Origin of the sequence: Flavobacterium amniphilum (genome assembly GCF_023634845.1) — a bacterium.
GTDB classification, from domain to species: Bacteria; Bacteroidota; Bacteroidia; order Flavobacteriales; family Flavobacteriaceae; genus Flavobacterium; species Flavobacterium amniphilum.
This window is the reverse complement of the sequence record NZ_JAMLJL010000011.1, coordinates 47,999-71,162: the sequence shown is the minus strand read 5'-3', so window position 1 is coordinate 71,162 and position 23,164 is coordinate 47,999. Positions and strand designations below refer to the sequence as shown.

The window sequence follows — 23,164 nt, the reverse complement described above, 5'->3', positions numbered from 1 at the left end:
CATGAAACACCTACTTTTCATACTAATCATATTATCTCCAATGATTTCCTTCGGACAAAACATTGGAGATAACGTTTTATACGAAAATTACAAGAAAGCACTGAACACTTGCAATTCAACCGCACCTTCATTTTTGGTGATTACTTACAAAGACCTCAATCAAAACACCATAAAAGAGGTTTGCCTGGAATCACCTGATTTAATCTCCGCCCTAATGCGCGAGTTAAAACTCACCGATTACACAGGAGAGCAAATACAAACAGCTTTTGATTTTGCACTAAACAAAAAAGACCGATATTTTGAGTTTTCAAATCCAAAAGCTATTGAAAGAGTTAATCCACATCAATATTCTCTTGAAGATCTAAAGAAGTTTTCCATCGAAAAAGACATAGCCAAAATCGCAAAGAAATTCAATAAGGAGAAGAAAGGAAAAATCTATCCTGAAAATGAATTGGAAACCATAAAGTATGCTCACACCTTATTTAATGCAGGTCTAATTATGGGCACTAATAATTGCATGGGAGGCATGACTATTTTCTGTACTAATTGGAGTAATGAGTAAATCAACAAACATGAAGTTTCTTGTTCTCTTTATAAAATTCTTAGTCACATTTTCTTTGACGCTCTATACCACACTAGCCTTAAGTTCATGGTGTTTTGGAGAAATAGGCATAAACAAAACGGTAGGCTGGGCATGGGACATAAGTAATTTGACATTACCGTTCGCTAATATTCTGGCATCACTTTATATTACCAGGTTTATTTTAAAAGTTAAAACTAACAATTACATATCTGCACTATCTGTTATTTTACTATTAGTCTTTTATTTTTCAATAAACAGTTACATACTATTTCTTTTTATTTTAAGCATCCTTTTTCTTCTTGGAAACATAATGTATTCCATTATTCAGAAGGTTAAAAAAGAAAAGAATTAAACCGGCTTCCGTACCGAATCACGATAACGCAACTCCGTTTTTATAATGGTGGTTTTGTAAACGTTTTTCTCTGCTTTTTTCTCAATGCGGTCAATAAGTAGTTTAGCAGCCTCCGCACCAATCTGCGGTCCGTGCTGGCTGATTGTGGCTAAACTCGGCGTCAGTCTTCTCGACCAGGCACCATCGGCAAACCCCACCATCGATAATTCATCCGGTATTTTAATACCTTTCTTCACGGCCAGCTTCATCGCTAAAGTTGAAGCATGTTCATCCAAAGCAAAGATGCCGTCCACTATAATATTATCAATTAAGTTCGTCAGTCTTTCATCGTATTCTTTTACAGAATTCACTGCAATAATCAAATCTTCATCTCTGGCAATATCATTTGCCTTTAACGTATCCAGATAACCGTTGATACGCAATTGAGACACACTCAGGTTAGCTTCACAGGTCAACAAAGCAATCCGTTTGCATCCAGTCGTAATCAAATGCTGTGTGGCATGCACCGCCGAGTCATAATCATCCACCACGACTTTATCACAATCCACAATCTCAGAGATCCGGTCAAACATCACAATCGGCACTCCTTCTTTTATCACTTCCTTAAAATGGGATATCTCATTCTTCTTCTGTGTTTCTTCCGCAATCGACAATATAAAACCATCAACCGTACCATTGCTCAACAAATCAATGGCCTGTTGCTCTTTGGTAAAAGATTCATTTGAGATATACGTAATCACATTATAGCCCTTGGTATTGGCATACTTTTCAATCCCACTGAAAACCTTCGCAAAAAAAGGATTCAGGATATTCGGAATAATCACACCTATGGTATTGGTACGCTGACGCTTCAGGTTCTGCGCCATACTGTTTGGCTTATAATTACGGATCGCCGCATATTCCTTGATGCGTATTTTCGAAGCCTCACTGATTTCCGGGCTGTCACTCAACGCTTTCGAAACAGTTGATACAGAAACTCCTAAATCTTTGGCTATTTCTTTTAAGGTCGCTTTTGGCTTCATGATATACGTATTATCCTGTAAAAATAACAAATAAAATTATTATCTATCCATTAGTAAAACAAGAAGAAACTTATTGACAATGATTCAAAAACAGAAGAAAGACATAACCAATTGAATAGCAACAAAAAAAGAATTTTTAAAATGCTATTTGCTTTATAAATAAATAATTGTACTTTTGCACTCCCTTAATTGGGAATGGAATGTTTAATTAAAAAGTAATTATTGTGAACACATTAAGCTACAAGACAATTTCGGCAAACAAAGCTACTGCAGATAAACAGTGGATCGTTGTTGATGCTGAAGGTCATAACTTAGGTCGTCTTGCTTCAAAAGTTGCGATGCTTTTAAGAGGTAAGTACAAACCAAGTTATACACCGCACGTGGACTGTGGAGATAACGTAATCGTTATCAACGCAGAAAAAATCAACCTAACTGGAAACAAATTAGATGACAAAACTTACGTTCGTCACACAGGTTACCCAGGAGGTCAAAGATTTTTAACAGCTAAAGTAATGCAACAAAAAAACCCTGCATTATTAGTAGAAAAAGCTGTAAAAGGAATGTTACCTAAAAACAAATTAGGTGCTCAATTATTCCGTAATTTGAATGTTAATGTAGGTCCAGAGCACAAACATGCTGCTCAAACACCTAAAACCGTTAATCTAAACGATCTTAAGTAATGGCAGTTATTCACAAAATCGGTAGAAGAAAATGTGCCGTGGCACGTGTTTATGTATCAGAAGGTACAGGAAACATCACTGTAAACAAAAAAGCATTTAATGCTTACTTCCCTACTGCAACTTTACAGTACAAAGTAATGCAACCTCTTGCTATGACTGAAAACGCTTCTAACTTTGACGTAAAAATCAATGTTTACGGAGGTGGTACAACTGGTCAGGCAGAAGCTGTTCGTATGGCTATTGCAAGAGCAATGTGTGAAGTTGGAGAAGGAAACAGAGCAATCTTAAAACCAGAAGGTTTATTAACGCGTGACCCTCGTATGGTTGAGCGTAAGAAATTCGGTCAGAAGAAAGCTCGTAAGAGATTCCAATTCTCTAAACGTTAATATTTATTATTATTTATTAAAACTAAGTTATTGTTGCTTTTCCGCGCTGAGGCCGGAGACTAGTTTAGCATCTAAATGGTTCAGACCGAGACAATCGCTACTCAACCATTGCTAATTCAACAGAACGTAAACTATTACAAAATGGCAAATAAAGTAGAAGTTAAAGACTTACTAGAAGCAGGTGTTCATTTCGGACACATGACTAGAAAATGGGACCCAAACATGGCTCCTTACATCTATATGGAGCGTAATGGTATCCACATTATCAATCTATATAAAACTGCAGCTAAAATTGAAGAGGCTAACGAAGCTTTGAAAAAAATCGCTGCATCTGGTAGAAAAGTACTTTTCGTAGCTACCAAAAAACAAGCTAAAGACATCGTTGCTGAAAAAGCAGCGGCTGCAAACATGCCTTACATCACTGAAAGATGGCCAGGTGGTATGTTAACAAACTTCGTTACTATCCGTAAAGCCGTTAAGAAAATGGCTTCTATCGACAGAATGAAGAAAGACGGTACATTTGATACTCTTTCTAAAAAAGAGAAATTACAAATTGAGCGTCTACGTGCAAAATTAGAGAAAAACTTAGGTTCTATCTCTGATATGTCAAGATTACCTGCTGCATTATTCGTAGTAGATATCAAAGCTGAACACATCGCAGTAAAAGAAGCTCAAAAATTAAACATTCCTGTTTTCGCAATGGTTGATACCAACTCTGACCCACGTCAGGTTGACTATGTAATCCCTGCGAACGATGATGCTTCAAAATCAATTGACAAAGTATTATCATTAGTTACTGCTGCTATCACTGAAGGTTTATCTAACAGAACTTCAGACAAAGAGGCAGAAGCTACTGAAGAAGCGAAAGTTGAAACTCCAGCTGCAGCTTCAGAAGAATAAATAAAATAGATTCCAATCTCAATTCCAAGTTCCAAAGAATTGTCAAATTTGATGATTTATTAAAGTTGGAATTTGGAATTTGAAGATTGGAATTTTTTAATTTTAAAAACAACAAACATTAAATTTAAAACACTATGGCAACAATCACTGCTGCAGACGTAAATAAATTAAGACAATCTACAGGTGCCGGAATGATGGACTGTAAAAAAGCTTTAGTTGAAGCTGATGGAGATTTCGATAAAGCTATACAAATCCTTAGAGAAAAAGGGCAAAAAGTTGCTGCTAACCGTTCTGACCGTGAGTCTTCTGAAGGAGCTGCTGTTTCTTTTATCAATGCAGACAACACTAAAGGAGCTATCATCACTTTAAACTGCGAAACTGACTTCGTAGGTAAGAATGAAGCATTCGTAGCTTTAGCTAAAGATTTAGTTGAAAGAGCTATTAACTTCTCTTCTAAAGAAGAATTTTTAGCTTCAGATTTCAACGGAATTACTGTTGCCGAAAAATTAATCGAGCAAACTGGCGTTATCGGTGAAAAAATCGAAATCGGTGGTTTTGAAATCTTAGAAGGCGCTTTCGTTGGATCTTACGTTCACGTTAACAAAATTGCTGCTTTAACTGCAATTTCTACTCCAATTGCAAATGCTGATGTTTTAACTAAAGACATCTCAATGCAAGTTGCTTCTATGGGAGCTGATACATTATCTTACAAAGATTTTGATCCTGCTTTCGTTGCTTCTGAACTTGCCGCTCGTATTGCTATAATTGAAAAAGAAAACGAAGAAGCAAAACGTTTAGGAAAAACTTTAAAAAATGTTCCTAAATATATTTCTTACTCTCAATTAACTGAAGAAGTTTTAAAACAAGCTGAAGAAGATGCTAAAGCTGAATTAAAAGCCGAAGGTAAACCAGAACAAATTTGGGACAAAATTATTCCAGGAAAAATTCAACGTTTTATCTCTGACAACACTACTTTAGATCAAGAAAAAGCATTACTAGATCAAAACTTCATCAAAGATGACAGTAAAAAAGTTGGTGATTACGTTAAAGGATTCAATGTTGAAATCACAGGTTTCAAAAGAGTTACTTTAGGATAATTCTTAAAAATCCTCAAAATAAAAAATAAATCCTCTGTCTTTTATTGACAGAGGATTTTTTATATTTACCTCAAATCCATTTTGCCTTGAAAAAAACTTTACTTCTTTTAGCTTCGCTACTTGTGCTAACCGGCTATGCCCAACAAAAAAACAGTTTACACTGGGAAATTTCCGGTAACGGACTTGCAAAAAAATCCTACTTATATGGTACAATGCATGTCAATGAAAAAATCTCATACAACTTATCGGATTCATTTTACCAAAATCTTGTGAATGCTGATATGATTGCCACTGAAAGTAATCCCGAAACATGGTTGGATTCATATCAGTACATCAAAACAGACAACCTGAACAGCTACAGAAATTACTACACAAAATCAAACCTTACCCCAATCAGCAAGGAGGTAATTTCTGCTATTTTCACAAACAATGTTTTTTTCAAAAACGTATTATCCGAAACCAGTGACGATCAATCTGATTATTCTGAAAACACGATATTAGACACCTTTATATTTCAGACAGGTAAAAAATACAATAAGAAAAGTGTCGGACTGGAAGATGCCACCGAATCACTTTTATCCATCATAAACGCAAGTAAAGAAAAAAAAACCGAGGACAAAGATCAAGCTTTGAAAACAAAGCAACTAAACCTTATTTTAAAAGACAGAAGACAAAATGATCTTATGTTTGAGTTATACAGGGAGAAAAACATCGTAATGCTCGATTCCATTTACAAGCTAATGTATCCAAATCATTTACACCATGCACTTATCATTAACCGCAACGAAATAATGACCAAAAGCCTGGACTCTATCCTTAAAAAAGGAAACAACATTTTTGCTGCTGTTGGTGCTGCCCATTTAGCAGGAAAAAAAGGGATGATCCAGCTATTGATCGACAAAGGCTATAAAGTCACACCTGTTTTTGACGTATTGACAAACAAAGGAATCAGCATCAAAAAAAATATTGAGGAAACTTTTGCCAAACCTAAATTCAAAAAAACGGTCACTTCAGACAAAATGGTTGAACTCATGTTAAATGAAAAACATTATGAGGAAAAGAACCAGGTTTATTCACCCGACTTTGGGAACGGAGGCCTTCTAAGCCTTAACAGAATTCCGTTAAATGACTTTTTAAACAAAAAAGACGAATTATTCAATCATAAATCCCTGGACAGTCTCTTTTTTGAAAATATACCAGGTGAAATCATCGACAAAAAATTCATTCAACATGAGGGCTTCTGCAAATATGATTTAAAAAGCAAAACAAAAACCGGAAACTATCTTCATTTCCAATTTTACATAACCCCGCTTGAATTGATCTCAGTTTCGTTCACAGGAGTTGGCAATTATGTAAAATTATTCGAAAATCAGTTTTTTGATGTAATCAAACTTAAAGAATTTAAAAACAGTTGGGAAACTTATACTCCTAAAAAAGGAGGCTTTACAGTTACTGTCCCTTATTACAATTTGGCATATGGCGACACCGACAACAGTATTGAAGATATTTCGCTACAAGCTTTTGATAAAACCAAAAAAGAGTATTTTTTCCTTTTGGAAAATTCGACACACAATATCGATAATTTTGAAGATCCTTTATTCCAACAAAGAGAAGTACATCAGGATTTCTATGACGTTTACGAGGTAAAATTCAATGACATCACATACACAATCAATAACGGCAATATTGAATCAACTACTAAAATAGGAAACAAAACTATAACTTTAAAATCAGTTATACATGGCGAAAAAACATTCTTACTTGGAGCTGTAAATGCTGACAATTTAGACATACGTAAGTTTTTTGATTCATTTAAAACTGAAAAATCCAATTACAACAAAAATACAAAGGTGTATACCGATTTAGATTCCAATTATAAAATTGAAATCCCTGAAAAAGAAAACAGACCTTTATTCATTTACAAAAAAGAAGAAAGAGGAAAAAACAAAAATTTATTTGAACCAAAGGTAGACACTCAGGATTTTGTTGCATCATCCAACAAAAAGATAAATTTCGCCTATTTCAAATACCCAAAATATTTTCAAGCTGAAAACGTTGACACCATAAAAAAATTGGTTAAAAAAGAGTTCATAAAATTTGAAAATGTTTTAGGTTCTAATGACGATTTCGACCGCTCAATATGGTATGACGTAGATGTTCCAACCTCTAAATGGTCAGAATTACTATATGCAAATAAAATAGAAAGCTGTGATGTTTTGGAAGAAAAAGAAACTATTGACACTGATAAAAATATTTTCAGTTTAAGCTCTTTGGTTTCAGCAAAAAAAAGCAATCAGGCCTTAAAACAAAAAGTAGTTTTTAGCAACAATGGGATCTATTTACTAAGAACAGTTGTCGATAGAAATTACAAAAACGATGATGCCTTTATAGAAAAAGCATTCCAAAGTTTTGAACCAATACCAACTGAAAGCAACGCCGCTTTTACAAACAAAATAGAATTATTCATAAGCGATGCCAAAAGTAAAAACGACACCATACGTTACTCAGCATTGAATTCAGTTCAAACACTGAAAATTGAAATTAAAGACTTAAAAAAAATAACAGATTTTGTTAACTCATTCAAATACAAAAGCTCAGAAACTCCCGAATTTGAAGCACTGATTGCAAAAATCGGAGAAGTCAAAAGTCCGGAAGTAATCACACTTTTCGAAAATTTATACAAAAAGAAAACAACAAAAAGCAGTACACAAATAGCAATTCTAAATGCATTGGCCAGCCAAAAAAGCAAAGATGCCTATAAAAAAATACTGGAATTAATGGAACATGACTTACCGGTTACCAGCAACAAATCATTGGTAAGTGATTTATTTTTAACATTTGGACAGGACACAGCCTATAGCAAAGAATTATTTCCGGAAATATTCCAATTTTACAGTAATGAGCAATATGGCTTCCCGATTGTTGAGCTTTACAACAACTTGTCTGATGCTAAGCTTGTAACACCTAAAAAAATCAAACAATACCAAAAAGCGATTTTAACACAGGCAAAAGCAGAATATAAAAAATCTTTGAACAATTCTCAAACTATGTTAGAGAGTGAAGAAGAAGCTATATTAGAAAATAGCAATGGAGAAACGATCAAAGAAGAAGAGGCTGCAGTGGTAGAAGTCGAGGAAGCAGCCATGGCAATTGACGAAGCTGTTGTTGCAGTTGATGAAGAACTTGAAGAAAATGATCCAAATACCAAATTATTTGAGTATTTGAAAATATTAAAACAATTTCCAACTAATTCATCCATCAATGAATTAACACAAAATTCAAAAGACTTAAAAGATCAGGTTTTGAATTACAAACTTTTATGTTTAGATATTTTAAATGATTCGCCAAATAAAAATGAAGTTAAAAACACTCTTGAAAACTCACATTTAGCTTTTCCATTAGTACAGTTTTTAGCCGAAAATAAAAAAATACAACTTAATCATTTGAAAGAAGATGAAATTGCAAGATCAATATTCTACAAATCATCCAATTTCAACAAAAAAGACAATCTGAACTTAATCGAAAAAAGGATTATTCAAAAAGAAAACAAAAAAATTACCGTTTTCTTCTTTGAAGAAAAAACAAAAAATGAAGATTCTAAGGAAGAAGAAATTGAAATACAAACTGTTGCTTTTGTAAATGAAAATGATAAGATAAACATTCAGGCTTATAAGGTATTCAAAAACCACACAGTTACAAGCAAAGATGATTTTAAAGATACTCTTGAAAGAATCATTTACGAAATAACAAACGACAACCACAAATTTTCAATCCCGTCAACCTATAATGATAATTATAGTTATGATGAAGAATTCTAATTTTTAACACAATGTTCAAGACCAAAAAAGATATTGTTTTTATCATACTCACTGGCATTTTCATCACGAATGCCATTGTAGCGGAATTAATTGGAGGTAAATTAATCCAGATTGGACCTTTCCTGATGAGTATTGGTATTTTACCTTGGCCCGTTGTATTTCTGACTACCGATTTGATTAATGAACATTTCGGGAAAGATGGTGTCCGGAAATTATCATTTATCACTGCCGGACTTATTGCATATTGTATCCTACTCCTTTTTATCGGAACAAAGATTCCGGCATTTGAAACAGGAGAAACGGTAAACGACGAACAATTTCATGCAGTTTTCGGACAGGGCTTATTTATCATGGTAGCCAGCATCATCGCCTTTTTAGTTTCACAGTTGGTAGACGTATCCGTTTTTTGGATTCTCAGAAATAAGACAGGAAAAAAAATGATTTGGTTGCGCAGTACCGGCTCCACAATCATTTCACAATTGATAGACAGCTTTATCGTTTCGGGAATTGCTTTTTGGCTCACCGGAAAAATTTCCACAAATGATTACATAAACATGTCGCTTTCCGGCTATTCGTTCAAATTAATAATCGCCATAGCTTTGACACCGATGATCTATCTGGGCCATTATCTGATTGAAAAATATTTACATTCAGAAGAAAAAACAACCTAAAAACAGTATTTCCAAAATCAGAGATAATCTCTATATTTGCAGGGCAAAACAAACAATCATGAAATACAAAAGAATACTTTTGAAACTAAGCGGAGAAGCGCTTATGGGAGATCGCCAATACGGAATTGACCCTAAAAGACTGGGAGAATACGCGGATGAAATCAAACAAATTCATGATTTAGGTGTCGAAATTGCCATTGTAATCGGTGGAGGCAACATTTTCAGAGGTGTAGCCGGAGCCAGCAATGGTATGGATCGCGTACAAGGAGATTATATGGGAATGCTAGCCACTGTTATCAACGGAATGGCTTTACAGGGAGCATTAGAAGAAAAAGGAATGCTGACCCGCCTTCAAACGGCTTTAAAAATAGAAGCTATTGCAGAACCCTACATCAAAAGACGCGCTGTAAGACACCTTGAAAAAGGACGTATCGTAATTTTTGGTGCCGGAACCGGAAATCCATATTTCACAACAGATACTGCCGCTGTATTGAGAGGTATTGAAGTTGATGCAGATGTAATTTTAAAAGGAACACGTGTGGACGGTGTTTACAACGCTGACCCTGAAAAAAATGCGGATGCCGTAAAATTTGATTACATTTCGTTTGAAGACGTACTAAAGAAAGGTTTAAATGTTATGGACACCACAGCATTTACACTAAGTCAGGAAAATAAATTACCAATTGTTGTATTCGACATGAACAAAGAAGGTAACCTCTTAAAAATCTGCAAAGGAGAAAACATAGGAACAGTAGTTAATATATAAGTTTGGAAATCTTAGACACTTAGAACTAAAATTCTAAGCAGTCTAACAATCTAACAATCTAACAATCTAGAAAATGACTGAAGAAATTAATTTTATACTGGACAGCACAAAAGAATCTATGGACGGTTCTGTGGCTCACTTAGAAAAAGAATTTTTAAATATCCGTGCCGGAAAAGCTACACCACAAATGCTTGGTGGTGTATTTGTTGACTATTACGGTTCCCAAACACCTCTTTCACAGGTAGCAAACATTAACACTCCTGATGCGAGAACCATTACGGTTACACCTTGGGAAAAAAACATGTTACAACCAATTGAAAAAGCGATTATGATTGCTAACATTGGATTTAACCCAATGAACAACGGTGAAAACATTATCATTTCGGTTCCACCATTAACAGAAGAACGCAGAAAAGAATTGGTAAAACAAGCTAAATCTGAAGCCGAAGATGCTAAAATCGGTATCCGTAATGCCCGTAAAGATGCTAATACTGACATCAAAAAATTGGAAAAAGACGGTACTTCTGAAGACATATGCAAAACAGCAGAGGATAATGTTCAAAAATTAACGGATACTTATATCAAGAAAATTGATGATCATTTAGTTATTAAAGAAGCTGAAATCATGAAAGTTTAAGTCACTTCCGATATAAATTGTTAAAAAAATCCGCCTAGTGCGGATTTTTTTGTTGAAATATAAATTTATTACTATTATTAACAAAATTTTAATAATTTTGATAACCTACAAACAAATAGCCCATGAAGACTACTAAACTACAACTACTATTAGCCTTTTTCCTCATTTTCCAGACTTACTTATTTGCTCAGGAAAATTTATTTGCCGGAATTGAAATCGGAAGTAAAGGAATTAAAATGTCTGTTCTGGACGTTTACAACATCAAAAAAGGAAGTTATAACATTCAATCCTACTGGTCAGAAAATGTCGGAATCGCAAGAGGAATTGCCATGGACGGCAACTTATTGAAAGAGGATATAGACAAAGCTGCTTCAGTAGTAGCTGAAAACTATAAAAAACTAAAAAACGAAATCAATGTTCCGGATGCCAACATATTTATCGTTGGTTCGTCAGGTGTGGCAATGGCCAAAAACACTCAGGAATTAATTGACAAAGTAAAATCATTAACTGCCAAAGACATGGAGTTTATCGATGCCCAAACAGAAGGAAAAATGCTTCTGAAAGGCTGTATTCCTCCTGTTGATTATAAAGATTCAATGGTTTTGGACATCGGTGGCGGTAATACCAAAGGAGGTTACGTAGATGTTTTTAACAGCGAAAACTTCGTTTTCTTTCCGTTAGCCCTTAACTACGGAACTGTGACCTTAACAGAAGCGGTAATCAAAAAAACCAGAAATGATGAGATTGGAGAATTCAACATCAAATCGTTTGGCTTCTTACCAATCTTAAGAGAGCAGGTTAACGCGATGTACAACTCAAAACCGGTTGCATTAAAAAAAGACAAAGTATACATGTCCGGTGGTGCTGTATGGGCTTTCTACACACTATTAAACGGCGAAGCCCCAGAACATTTCAACGAATTCAAACTGGAAGATGTAATCAACTATGATGCAATCGTAAAAAACAACTTCAAACGCTTTGAGGATTTAGCCAAAACTGATAAAAATGTAGAGAAAGTACTGAAAACTTATTCCCAAAAATATTTAATTTCAGCGAGTAACCTTTTACTGGTTACACTTGAGGCTATACCTGACATCAATGACAAAAAATTGTACTTCGCAAAAGAAGGACAAATCGCTTGGTTAGTTTCATACATTGCAGACCGCTCCAAAAAAGTTAAAAAAATATACTAAATACCCAACAGTTGCTCATGGTTCCCCAAACCATGGGCAATTTCAATTTAAACCTACGTCATGAAAAGTTACTTAAACTCATACTTTGATAATTTCAAAGGGTTCTCAAGAGAAGTTTGGGTACTGACACTGATTACCTATATAAATCGTACAGGCGCAATGGTTATGCCTTTTTTAACCAAATACCTCAACGAAGGTTTCTTTTTTAGTTTACAGGAAATAGGTTGGATTTTACCCTGCATAGGATTAGGCTCACTTATTGGTTCCTGGCTGGGCGGAAAACTGACCGACAAAATAGGTTTTTACACCATCATGCTGTCCAGTTTGTTCCTGACGGGATTTGGCATCATTGCACTCATGTTCCTATATGATTTCACGGAACTGTGTATTGGTTTATTCCTAATAACTGCCATTGCCGATATGTACAAACCTGCCATGTATGTTGCCGTATCAAATTTTACCGATGACAAGAACAGAACAAGAGCATTAACCCTGATTCGTCTGGCCGTTAATCTCGGTATAGTATCCGGACCGGTCATAGCCGGTTTATTGGTTCAGGAAAGCAATTATGATTTATTATTCTGGATAGACGGAATAACCTGTCTTATCGCTATTTCAGCATTTATGCTGTTAATAGATGAGAGTAAAATGTACAAAGCCCGAAAAAAAATACAACAGCGAAGAGAAAAAGAGATCATTAAAAAAAGCACCCGCTACGACAGTAATTTTATTCTTTTCCTGTTCGCCAGTTTTATAACTGCATTTCTGTTTTTCCAATTGTTCACGACAATTCCGCTGTACAATACCCAAAAACTGAAACTGAGTGAATTGGAGATCGGGATGCTTTTGGCATTAAATGGACTATTGATTTTTCTTTTTGAAATGCCATTAATCGGACACCTCGAAAAAAGAAAATACGAAGCCACTAAAATCATTTTAGCCGGATCAGTCTTTATGACCTTAGGCTTCTTCTGCCTGTTGATTTCAAAATCAATTACAATCATGGCGTTGAGCATTTTTTTTATCACACTAGGGCAGATACTTCTATTTTCGTTCTCAAACACTTTTGCCTTCACACGTGCTATTAGCGGTCATGAAGGAAAATATATGGCATTATACACCATGAGTTTCAGTGTAGCACAAATCACTAGTCCCAAAGTTGGTTTTTCGGTTATTGTAAGCTTTAGTTATTTCTCAAATTGGCTATTGATGGGAGTTGTCGGCCTTGTAGGAATATCGCTGTATTATATTCTTGATAAAAAAATAAAATTGGAAACAATTCAGAAAAATATGTCCTAAATTGCAGCCGCAAGGAAAGGATCAGAATACACCATGTCAAAAAAAACAAGGAAACAAATCAACAACAGTTTTAAGATTATCATTATTCTTTTAACAGCATCGCTTTTAGGCAGTTTTTTTTACATCTATAAGATGTCTGACCGCTCAAAAAACATGATTATTTCCCTAAGACAACAAAAAATGGAAGTACTGAAAAATTTGGAAAAATCTGAATCAGTTCTCAACAAAACACTTACTTCTAATAAATCCCTGAGTCAAAAACTACAATCTGAGAAATCAAGGATCAGAAAGTTAATCAACGACCTGAAAAACAAAGAAGTTACCGAAAAAACAATAATCGTATATCAAAAATCCGCTAATGAAGTCGATAGCCGCATTCAATTACTGAATGACGAAATAAACGATTACAGACGAAAAATAGACAGCACTAAAACTGCTCTTTCGGTCGAAAAAACAAAAACCGACACCTTAACCAAAGCTAACAAGAAGCTGACAACCAAACTCAATACAGCTGCTAAGCTATATTACTACGACTTACAGACTGCTAGTCTAAAAATTAAAAGTTCTGGAAAAAATATTGAAACCGACAAAGCCAAAAGAGTTGACTTATTTAAAATCAGTTTCATGATTGCCGAAAATGAATTGGCTAAACCAGCTAAAAAAGACATTTACATACAGATTATCGACAATAAAAACAATGTATTGGGTGTCAAAAAAACAGAGAAATTCGGTAAGGACATTTTGACTTACAGCGCATTTGCCACTGTTAAATACCAAAGTAAAACCTTAAAAGTAGAACAGGATATTCCAGTTGCTGATCTGGAAGAAGGAACCTATTTCGTAAATGTCTTCGACAAATCAAAACTCGTCTTAAAAACATCTTTCATACTTGAATAACCAAAACATCAAATAATCCGGAATACAAAAGCTTATTTTGTTCAAATACAGCTATATTTGCCTTGTAATCCCTGTTATTTAATGAGTTTTAACAACAAGACGTTTTGGCTAATACTGTTTACACTGGTATCGTATCAGGCTTCTTGGGCTCAGGACATAACGGTTTCCGCTCAAAATTGCATCAAAAATGTAATCATCAAAGCCAAAGACAACAATCAGGGTTTTGAAACATTAGGATATTCCAAACTCATTATTACTGCAAATCCCGACTTAGTAGAAGGCAAAACAGACTCCATCTTTAAAATTAAAAGAGAAAAAAAAACACTGGTACGTATCGACTCATCGGATTATAATTTTAAAAAGCGAATCAGTAAACAGCACTTATACCAAACCGAAAAGCTTTCGCGTTTTTACCACCAGAAAAATAAAAATAAAGAACAGGTATTGGCGACTAAAATGGCAGGTTTCAAAGAACCGGTTTATGAATATTTTGCGTTGCAGCTACAGCCTTTCTCACCTTACGAAACTAAATTTACCCTTGCCGAGAAAGATTTCACAAGTCCGGTAACAAATTCCGGTTTATACCTTTACGACTATACCTTTGAGAAGGATATCCAACTCAATGGCCGAAAAGTTCTAATCATCAGCTTCAAACCCAAGTCTGTAAAGAAAAACAATATGCTAACCGGAAAGCTTTTTATTGATGCAGAAAAATTCAGTATCGCCAAAATGCAGTTGCAATCAATTGGCATCATAAATGTTTCCTCTGTACATGAATTCTCTTTTGACGAACAGGCTGCTAATTGGTTTCCATCAAAATCAACCCTGACCATCAAGAAAGGAAAAAGCAAGAATCCTGTAAAAATATTAGGTGAAACCATCACTTTCGAAGGCAACAATCCTCTTTTCATCACGGAAAACAAAAAAAACGCTTCCGATTTTATTGAAATCAGACTGAAGACCAAATATTATGCACTCAAAACAGAAAACCTCCGTCCTTTAAAAACAAGAGGAATATCGGTAGAAATAAGTGAACGTGCCATTGCTAAAAAAGAGAATCTTTGGTATGCCCACCTCAACGACACCATCGACTTGAGAAGCAACCCAACTTATGTATCAGTTGACAGTCTGGTAGAAGCCAAACGAATTGAAAACAAAATCAGGATTGGCCGCAAAATCATCAAAGGCTACTACCCTGTTTCTTTTTTTGATTTTGACCTCAGATACCTCTTCAAATACAACAATTACGAAGGAATACGGATTGGCCTTGGAGGTGTAACCAATGAAAAACTTTCAAAATATTACAAAATTGAAACCTATGGTGCCTATGGAACCAAAGACGGCTTTTTCAAAGGAATGCTTTCCAATTCAGTGAAACTAAACAAAAAAACCGAAACCTGGCTGGGACTTTCCTACAAAGATGATGTATCCGAAATTGCCAATACCGGATTTGAAATCGACAAAAAAGCCTTTAAAATATACGATCCGCGACCTTTTAACATCAGTACGTTTTACAACCATGAAACCTGGCGCGGATTCATTGAAACTAAATTCATACCCAAAACCGAAAGTGTTTTCCAGATTACCCAAAGTTTTATTGAACCGAAATTCAATTATCACTTTTTAAACGACAATCAACTGTATACAAACTTCCGAACGACACTTTTTACAGCTTCAATCCAATGGAATCCGTTCAGTAAATACATGCAGACACCAAACGGAAAAGTCGAAATAGAAAAGCGTTATCCGAAATTCACCTTCCAGTTATCAAAATCAATCCCTAATTTATGGCGAAATGACTTTGACTTCGGCAAATTGGATTTCAGGCTAGATTACCATAAAAAATTCAACTCCAATCACAAATTATTATTTCTAGCAAAAGCACAATACGCTTTTGGGGATGTTCCCCTTACCCATCTATACAATCATTCACCGAACAACCTCACGAAAGACAAATTAATCCAGCGCCTGACATTCGCCGGCCATGAAAGTTTCGAAACGATGTATTTCAATGAATTTTTCTCGAACAGGCTTGCTTTTTTCCAATTGGAACACCAGTTCCCGAAATTGGAAATAAGCCGTCAGATCAAGCCCATATTCTCTTTGGTAAGCCGATACGGAATCGGAAGTCTGGACCACAGAGAAAAACACCTGAATATTCCTTTTAAAACACTTGAAAAAGGATTTATGGAATCAGGATTCGAATTGAATCAGATATTCAAGGGAATTGGATTCAACGCTTTTTACCGTTATGGCCCGAATCAGCTTCCCCGCTTTGAAGACAATCTTGCCATCAAACTGAGTGTTCAGATTAATTTAGGGTTTAATGATTAAAACCGAAGGTAAGTTACTCAACCATACACTTTGCGAATCAACCAGCTTCTTCCAACTATCCAGACTGATCACCATTAAATCCTGCTTAATCAGGAATGACTGAACAATATTTTCCTCATGAACCAAAGTGATGTTATCAGGATGTTTTTGTTCCAAGGTATCAATAGCACTCTTAATCAGGAAATTATTTTCAATCTGGTTTTTTACATCAACAACATTTACTTTGGAATTATTATTAAATACAAACTTTTGAATGTAATCCATCAGGAACGCATCCTCTGAACTGAAGAAAGGTACAAATACCTTATCTGCATTGTGCAAATCATTATCGACCAAAATTCCAAGCGGCGTTTTATTTTTAGCAATAATCTGACGGGTACGTTCATCAAAAATGTTGTTTTCAAACAACCCTTCTTTACCGGTTAACTTATCCAATAAACGATCCGGGTTAATGATTCGGGTAGTAAAACCGATAACTTTCCCTAATATGGTTCCTTCGAAAATGGATTTACCCAATCCAACCAAAAGCAAATCATAATCGCCTTTTGTCGCAATTTCTGCTATGTCATTTTCAATGTCGGTAGTTGCTTTAAAAATAGTACTGATATTTTGATTTAGAACCTGTGACTCTTCAATAATAGGAATAAACGTTTCTTTTTCATATTCCTCCAGGTTGTATCCGTGGATTTCATCACTCACCGATAAATGCATCGCAGTAATCGTAGAGGCATCTTTTTGTTTTTTCACCAAACTGTTAGCCAATTTCAACAAGGATTTCCCTTTTTCATAATTCCCGAAAGAGATCAGGATTTTATATTTATTGTGATCGGCTACTACTTCTTCCGGTATTAATGCTTCTTTTGATTTAAAAATCCAATTGATCAAATCCAAAGCCGGACCCGTCATGAAAGTCGTCACCAAAGCCATGATTACCATCATGGTGAATATTTCAGAGGTTAACACTCCTAGATCATATCCGATATTCAACACGACTAATTCCATCAACCCTCTTGTATTCATCAAAGCCCCGATAGTAAGACTGTCTTTCCACGTTTGTCCTACAAATTTGGCAGCAATGGCACTTCCGACAAACTTACCCACTACCGCAACCAAAATGATGAACCCCGTAATTTTCATTAAATAGGGATCATTGATCAATCCGATTTCGGTACGTAATCCGGTAAATACAAAGAATAACGGCAATAACAAAATAACAGCCACATCTTCTACCTTTTCAATAAAAATGTTTCTGAATTTGCTGATATCAGGCATGATAGCACCAGCCATAAACGCGCCAAACAAAGCATGGATCCCAATTATTTCTGTTGCATATGATGAAAGGATAAGTGTCAAAAAGAAAATAGCCACAACCGGCTTGCTCAAATTCCCATTATTGGAATACAAATCCCCCACGCGCTTTAAGAACGGTTTCACAAGGAAAAGCATTGCTATTACATAAACAACAGACAAACCGATAACAAATAAAGAACTCGTAAAAGCGCCGGCTTTAACAATGGCAATAACGGCCGCCAGCAAACACCAGGCAGTAATATCGTCAGCAGCCGCACAGGTAATTACAATAGTTCCCAAACGGGTTTTGTGTATACCGCGCTCCTGTACAATTCGGGCCAAAACCGGAAAAGCGGTAATACTCATCGCAATTCCCATAAACAAACTGAAAGAAAGGAATTCTATTCCTTCCGGCGCAAACTGATGATACACAAAATAAGCCAGACTGATCCCCAGAGCAAACGGGAATACAATACTCGCATGACTGATTACCACAGCATCATTAGCCTTGTTTTTCAACACCTTCAAATCCAATTCCATCCCAATCACAAACATGAAAAGAATCAAACCTATCTGACTCAAAAACTGAAGATTCCCTAAAGATTCAACCGGAAATAAAACACGGGAAAACTCCGGGAAATACATTCCTATAAGTGACGGACCTAAAAAAATACCGGCAATAATTTCCCCAATCACCGAAGGCTGACCTATCTTCTTAAAAATCCAACCAAAGAAACGGGCAATAATGATAATTGTAATAATCTGCGCCAGCAAAATAGCCAGAGGATGCTGCAGATTATGAATAAGAGATTCCAAAAACTGATCCCATTCTGTTTTTTTGGCTGTGGGCGCAATTACTTTCCTCCCAATTTCCAAACCTTTCCCTTGACCTACCACCCAATACATTAAAGCAATAAAGCCACCGGTAAAAACAAAATAAAATATCGCGTTTTTTAATTTTTTCATATGTAAAGTTGAGTCTGTTTTGCACAAAGATGACAAAATAACCATACATTTAAAAACATTCGGTAAAATATTCATTATAATTTAAAACTTCACGGCAATGTGTTTTAAAAAATTCGCTTCAACTTCTTAATTCTTTAGCTTTTACTTACCTTTGTCAACCACTTTGGATTTATGAAAAAATTACTCAGCATAGGTTTTTGGGAACTAATCGCCCGAATCATTTTAAGAAACAGAATTACTATTTTACTGGGCGTTATACTGATAACGGTTGCTTTCGCGTCTCAATGGAAATACATCCGCTTTACGCAGTCCGAAGCTAACTTGATTCCCGCAGACGACAAAGTCAATATCGACTACAACAACTTCCTGGATAAATTTGGGGAAGAAGGAAACCTGATTGTTATAGCCACAAAAGATCCTTCATTATTCACACCCAAAGTCTTTAAGGCATGGACTGAAATGATGCACAACATCAGCAACCACAAAGAAGTGGATTTAGTAATATCGGTTGACAACTTAAAAACACTAACTAAAAACGACACCATACAATCGTTCCAACTGGCAAATCTGGTTGACAGTAAAAAAACGGCCGACCCGAAATATTTACAGGAAGTAAGAAACGAATTACTCAACAATTTACCCTTCTACGAAGGCTTATTGTTCAATAAAAAATCAGGAGCTATCCGTTCAGCAATTTATATTGATAAAAAAATCGTCAATACCAAAGCACGTAAGGAATACATTTTAAACAGCCTGATTCCCGAAATCAACAAGTTCGAAAAAGAAACCAAAATTGACCTGCGCGCCTCAGGAATGCCTTACATCCGAACACTAAATGCTAAAACCATCATTGACGAAATTGGATTGTTTATCGGAGCTGCCCTTTTCATTACAGGATTAATATTCTTTTTCTTTTTCCGTTCGTTCAGAGCCACGGTTATTTCGCTTTTGATCGTAATCATCGGGGTAATGTGGTCATTCGGACTGTTAGGATTACTGGGCTACGAAATCACTGTTTTAACAGCATTGGTACCAACTCTTGTAATCGTTATCGGAATTCCGAACTGTATTTTCCTGATCAACAAATACCATCAGGAATACCAAAAACACTCCAATAAAGCAAAAGCCTTACAACGTGTAATTACCAAAACCGGTACGGCTACTTTAATGACAAACCTGACTACCGCGTTGGGATTTGCCACTTTTATTGCCACCAACAACGTTTTACTGACCGAATTCGGAGTAATTACTTCAATCAATATAATCGCATTGTATTTATTGTGTTTATTGGTAATCCCGATCTTTTTCAGCTATATTCCGGCTCCAATTCCAAGACACTTGGGCCACTTGGAAAGAGAATACCTGACCTCTTTCTTCAGATGGATTGTCAATACGGTTAAATATAACCGCTTTGGGGTATACATTGTCGCCATTTCAATGTTGATTATCGGTATGATCGGAATTCACCGGATGAGAATATCAGGAAGTATCATCGAAGATATGCCAAAGAAAACAGGCTTCTTTGAAGACATTCGCTTCTTTGAAAAGGAATTCGACGGTGTGATGCCTTTGGAAATCATGATCGACACCAAGCGCAAAAAAGGCGTTATGAAATTATCAACTTTAAAGCGCATGGAAGAACTGGAAGAAACAATTTTGGAAATTCCGGAACTATCAAAACCCCTTTCCGTAGTGAATCTGGTTAAATATTCAAAACAGGCCTATTACAATAACAATCCTGACTTTTATGAATTGCCAACTGCCCAGGAACAGGCTTTCATCCTTTCTTATGCTAAAAATGCAACACAGAATTCCAAAGAGAATTTAATGAAAAGTTATGTGGATTCTACCGGACAATTTGCCCGCATCACCACTTTCATCAAAGATGAAAACGGTGAAAATATGGAAGCCATCGAAGCAAGGATCCGCGCCAAGGCAAACAAAGTATTCCCTTCACCACGATACGAAGTAATCATTACCGGTAAGCCGTCAGTTTTCCAGAAAGGAACAAAATACCTGCTGGACAACCTGCTTTCCTCTTTATTAATGGCATTCGGATTAACAGCCGGACTTGTAGCGATCATGTTCCGTTCTTTCAAAATGGTATTAGTATCAATCATTCCTAATTTATTACCGTTATTAATGACTGCAGGATTGATGGGATTCCTGAACATTCCGTTAAAGCCGTCAACTATTTTGGTTTTCGGAATCGCTTTCGGGATGTCTGTAGATGACACACTCCGCTTTCTGGCACAATACCGACTCGAATTGTCACGCAACGACTGGAAGATCAAAAAATCAGTATTTGCCACTTTTGACGATGCCGGAATCAGCATGTTCTACACGTCAATTGTTTTATTCTTCGGTTTTTCAGTATTTATGCTGTCAAGCTTCGGAGGAACGGTTGCCTTGGGAGGATTGGTTTCCCTGACACTTTTCTTCGGAATGCTGTCAAACCTGGTTTTATTGCCTTCACTGGTTTTATCACTCAACCGCACATTGGCAAACGAACAGGAATTTATCAAACCTACCATCGACATCCTTGAACCAAGCGACGAAGAAGTTGACGCTGTCGAAAAGAAAGACAAATAACAAACAATATCAGTTTATTACATAAAACTAAAAAGCACTGGAAATCCAGTGCTTTTTAGTTTTACATATATTAATTTAAACACAGGAAAACCTTATATTCAAACATCATATTTAAAGCTAATACTCTTTTCTAAAATCATTTATTAAAATTTTGCAAGTCACTTTCAATAAGTTGAATCTTATCAGCATTATTCAAATTCGATATTAAAGAAATAAAATGGTCTCCTCTTTCGGTATCAGTTATTCTTATTTCTTTAAGAATATATTCTCCAAATTTTTTCTGATTAAACATTGATGAAAACAATTTACTTCTAAATTCTTGAGGTAATAACTTTTCGTTTCGAGTAGCTCTCATTTTAATTGGAGCTGTATCACAATAGTAATATAGAACAACATTATGACACTGCAAATAATCATCTATTATATCAGTAAATTTATTCAGTGTCTTCATTGAATTATTTTCAATATCACAACTCATTAGTATTATTGAAACATCTACAATAGGAATCTCGTAATTTATACCATTGGATGAAAATTCAGCAAAACGCACAAGATATTCATAACCTTCTTCAGTTCTAAAAGGAATTTCCTTCTCTAAATTCAAAATAAAAGCTATTTAGATTTAGGAAAATAAGAATCTTTATCAGCAATAGCTTTTGCTTTATTTTCTTCTTTTGTAGCACGAAGCTTTCTAAAGAACTCAAGTACTTCTTTAGAAGGTGCTTTTATATGTAGTGATTGTGCTTTCATAATTAATTGAAACAAAAGTAATTATTATTTTAAAGATATGCAAATTCTGTTCCAAAACTAAGCGGTACATCTTTTTTTTAAAACACAAAAAAAAGCACTGAGATCATCAGTGCTTTTTCTGTATTTAGTAAATATATTAATTGAAATATGAAGCATCTAATTTATACTTGAACACTCCGTTGTTTAATTGGAATGGACCTTCTAAAGCAGTTCCGTTGTTAGTCATATAAGTGAACTCAAAAGTACCTTTAACAATTTTAGAAGCAATATCAAATTCAGTAATGGTTAAAGTTCCTGTAACTGATTCCGTTTTCTTTTCACCACCAATTTGAACTAAACTTGCAACAACATCCGTACCATTGATACTTGTTGTTTCTTCATCATAAATAGTATAAGTACCTACTGCCCATTTTGACTGAGGAATTCTGATATTGATTAAAACAGAATTAGCCAATGGAGTATCAGTTAAGGTAACATCAGATCCTTGCAACAATAAATAATTATAATCAAGAGTTGAAGTCACTTGGTAATTCTCAACTACAGTCTGGAAAGAACCTGCATCAACATAAGTTTGAGGCTTTAAGTTGGTGTAGTTAACATTGTTAATATTTCCTGACATAAAAGTAGGTTCAACAGTGTTTTGGTTTTCCGTAGAATCGGCAGTACAAGAGCTTAAAAGTACTATCAGGGAACTAAAAATTAGGGCTAAATTTTTCATTTGTAGTATTTTATATTTTTTTTGGCAAAGATAAAATCGAAACCCTGTACGACTCATTTTCTTTTTGTTAAAAAAATGTTAATCAATGAATAATTATCAATAACACAACCATTTCTCTTGTTTTAATTAAACAAAATTCATAATATTTTTGCATAAAATAATAAATAATCAACAAATACCCCAATTGAGGTATCAATTAAGTAATTATATATT

General features: G+C 35.2%; 19 protein-coding genes. 14 read left to right on the top strand and 5 right to left on the bottom strand.

All coding sequences use genetic code 11. The features are described 5' to 3' along the window. The first annotated feature begins 1 nt into the window (after position 1). Positions 2 to 562: a hypothetical protein gene (locus NAT51_RS13150; protein WP_250599349.1), complete on the top strand. Its 561-nt coding sequence runs from the start codon at positions 2 to 4 to the stop codon at positions 560 to 562. Between the two features lie 369 nt (positions 563 to 931). Here NAT51_RS13150 and NAT51_RS13145 read toward each other — a convergent pair whose 3' ends face one another. Next, positions 932 to 1,957 carry a LacI family DNA-binding transcriptional regulator gene (locus NAT51_RS13145; protein ID WP_250599347.1) on the bottom strand — a complete coding sequence of 342 codons (1,026 nt, stop codon included), beginning with the start codon at positions 1,955 to 1,957 and terminating at the stop codon, positions 932 to 934. A 224-nt stretch (positions 1,958 to 2,181) separates the two neighbouring features. On the opposite strand from NAT51_RS13145, the gene rplM reads away from it, so the two are divergent. The 12 genes from rplM (at position 2,182) to NAT51_RS13085 (ending at position 16,635) form a co-directional block, all read left to right on the top strand. Next, positions 2,182 to 2,637, top strand: coding sequence for a 50S ribosomal protein L13 (gene rplM, locus NAT51_RS13140; RefSeq protein ID WP_136667823.1), 456 nt, complete (start codon positions 2,182 to 2,184; stop codon positions 2,635 to 2,637). After that, a complete protein-coding gene (rpsI, locus tag NAT51_RS13135; protein WP_250599345.1) occupies positions 2,637 to 3,023 on the top strand; it encodes a 30S ribosomal protein S9 in 387 nt (128 codons plus the stop codon). The genes rplM and rpsI overlap by 1 nt, the downstream gene beginning before the upstream one ends. A gap of 141 nt (positions 3,024 to 3,164) precedes the next feature. Continuing rightward, positions 3,165 to 3,923, top strand: coding sequence for a 30S ribosomal protein S2 (rpsB, locus tag NAT51_RS13130; RefSeq protein ID WP_250599343.1), 759 nt, complete (start codon positions 3,165 to 3,167; stop codon positions 3,921 to 3,923). Between the two features lie 134 nt (positions 3,924 to 4,057). Further along, positions 4,058 to 5,020, top strand: a complete 963-nt coding sequence (tsf, locus tag NAT51_RS13125) for a translation elongation factor Ts (protein WP_250599341.1) — start codon at positions 4,058 to 4,060, stop codon at positions 5,018 to 5,020. An 86-nt stretch (positions 5,021 to 5,106) separates the two neighbouring features. Further along, positions 5,107 to 8,838, top strand: a complete 3,732-nt coding sequence (locus NAT51_RS13120; RefSeq protein WP_250599339.1) for a TraB/GumN family protein — start codon at positions 5,107 to 5,109, stop codon at positions 8,836 to 8,838. 11 nt (positions 8,839 to 8,849) lie between these two features. Beyond that, positions 8,850 to 9,509 (top strand): queuosine precursor transporter, encoded by a 660-nt coding sequence (locus NAT51_RS13115; RefSeq protein WP_250599337.1) that lies wholly within the window; start codon positions 8,850 to 8,852, stop codon positions 9,507 to 9,509. 58 nt (positions 9,510 to 9,567) lie between these two features. After that, positions 9,568 to 10,275 (top strand): UMP kinase, encoded by a 708-nt coding sequence (pyrH, locus tag NAT51_RS13110; protein WP_250599335.1) that lies wholly within the window; start codon positions 9,568 to 9,570, stop codon positions 10,273 to 10,275. A gap of 73 nt (positions 10,276 to 10,348) precedes the next feature. Beyond that, on the top strand, positions 10,349 to 10,912 hold the full coding sequence (gene frr, locus NAT51_RS13105) for a ribosome recycling factor (RefSeq protein WP_250599333.1): 564 nt from the start codon (positions 10,349 to 10,351) through the stop codon (positions 10,910 to 10,912). A 122-nt stretch (positions 10,913 to 11,034) separates the two neighbouring features. Then, complete coding sequence (locus NAT51_RS13100) at positions 11,035 to 12,105, top strand: Ppx/GppA phosphatase family protein (protein WP_250599331.1); 1,071 nt, start codon at positions 11,035 to 11,037, stop codon at positions 12,103 to 12,105. 60 nt (positions 12,106 to 12,165) lie between these two features. Next, positions 12,166 to 13,404 carry an MDR family MFS transporter gene (locus tag NAT51_RS13095; RefSeq protein ID WP_250599329.1) on the top strand — a complete coding sequence of 413 codons (1,239 nt, stop codon included), beginning with the start codon at positions 12,166 to 12,168 and terminating at the stop codon, positions 13,402 to 13,404. A gap of 33 nt (positions 13,405 to 13,437) precedes the next feature. Next, positions 13,438 to 14,301, top strand: a complete 864-nt coding sequence (locus NAT51_RS13090; protein ID WP_250599327.1) for a hypothetical protein — start codon at positions 13,438 to 13,440, stop codon at positions 14,299 to 14,301. An 81-nt stretch (positions 14,302 to 14,382) separates the two neighbouring features. Then, the gene (locus tag NAT51_RS13085) at positions 14,383 to 16,635 is read left to right on the top strand and encodes a DUF5686 family protein (protein ID WP_250599325.1); all 2,253 of its coding nucleotides are present in this window, start codon (positions 14,383 to 14,385) and stop codon (positions 16,633 to 16,635) included. Here NAT51_RS13085 and NAT51_RS13080 read toward each other — a convergent pair. Beyond that, positions 16,618 to 18,891, bottom strand: a complete 2,274-nt coding sequence (locus tag NAT51_RS13080) for a cation:proton antiporter (protein ID WP_250599323.1) — start codon at positions 18,889 to 18,891, stop codon at positions 16,618 to 16,620. The genes NAT51_RS13085 and NAT51_RS13080 overlap by 18 nt on opposite strands. 171 nt (positions 18,892 to 19,062) lie before the next feature. Between NAT51_RS13080 and NAT51_RS13075 the strand changes: the two genes are divergently transcribed. Continuing rightward, positions 19,063 to 21,483 (top strand): efflux RND transporter permease subunit, encoded by a 2,421-nt coding sequence (locus NAT51_RS13075; RefSeq protein WP_250599321.1) that lies wholly within the window; start codon positions 19,063 to 19,065, stop codon positions 21,481 to 21,483. A 136-nt stretch (positions 21,484 to 21,619) separates the two neighbouring features. On the opposite strand, the gene NAT51_RS13070 is transcribed toward NAT51_RS13075, so the two are convergent. From NAT51_RS13070 to NAT51_RS13060, 3 genes are all read right to left on the bottom strand, one after another. Beyond that, on the bottom strand, positions 21,620 to 22,087 hold the full coding sequence (locus NAT51_RS13070) for a hypothetical protein (RefSeq protein WP_250599319.1): 468 nt from the start codon (positions 22,085 to 22,087) through the stop codon (positions 21,620 to 21,622). Positions 22,088 to 22,095: 8 nt separating this feature from the next. Further along, positions 22,096 to 22,233 carry a hypothetical protein gene (locus NAT51_RS13065; protein ID WP_250599318.1) on the bottom strand — a complete coding sequence of 46 codons (138 nt, stop codon included), beginning with the start codon at positions 22,231 to 22,233 and terminating at the stop codon, positions 22,096 to 22,098. A 136-nt stretch (positions 22,234 to 22,369) separates the two neighbouring features. Further along, on the bottom strand, positions 22,370 to 22,951 hold the full coding sequence (locus NAT51_RS13060) for a hypothetical protein (RefSeq protein WP_250599316.1): 582 nt from the start codon (positions 22,949 to 22,951) through the stop codon (positions 22,370 to 22,372). Between the last annotated feature and the right edge of the window lie 213 nt (positions 22,952 to 23,164).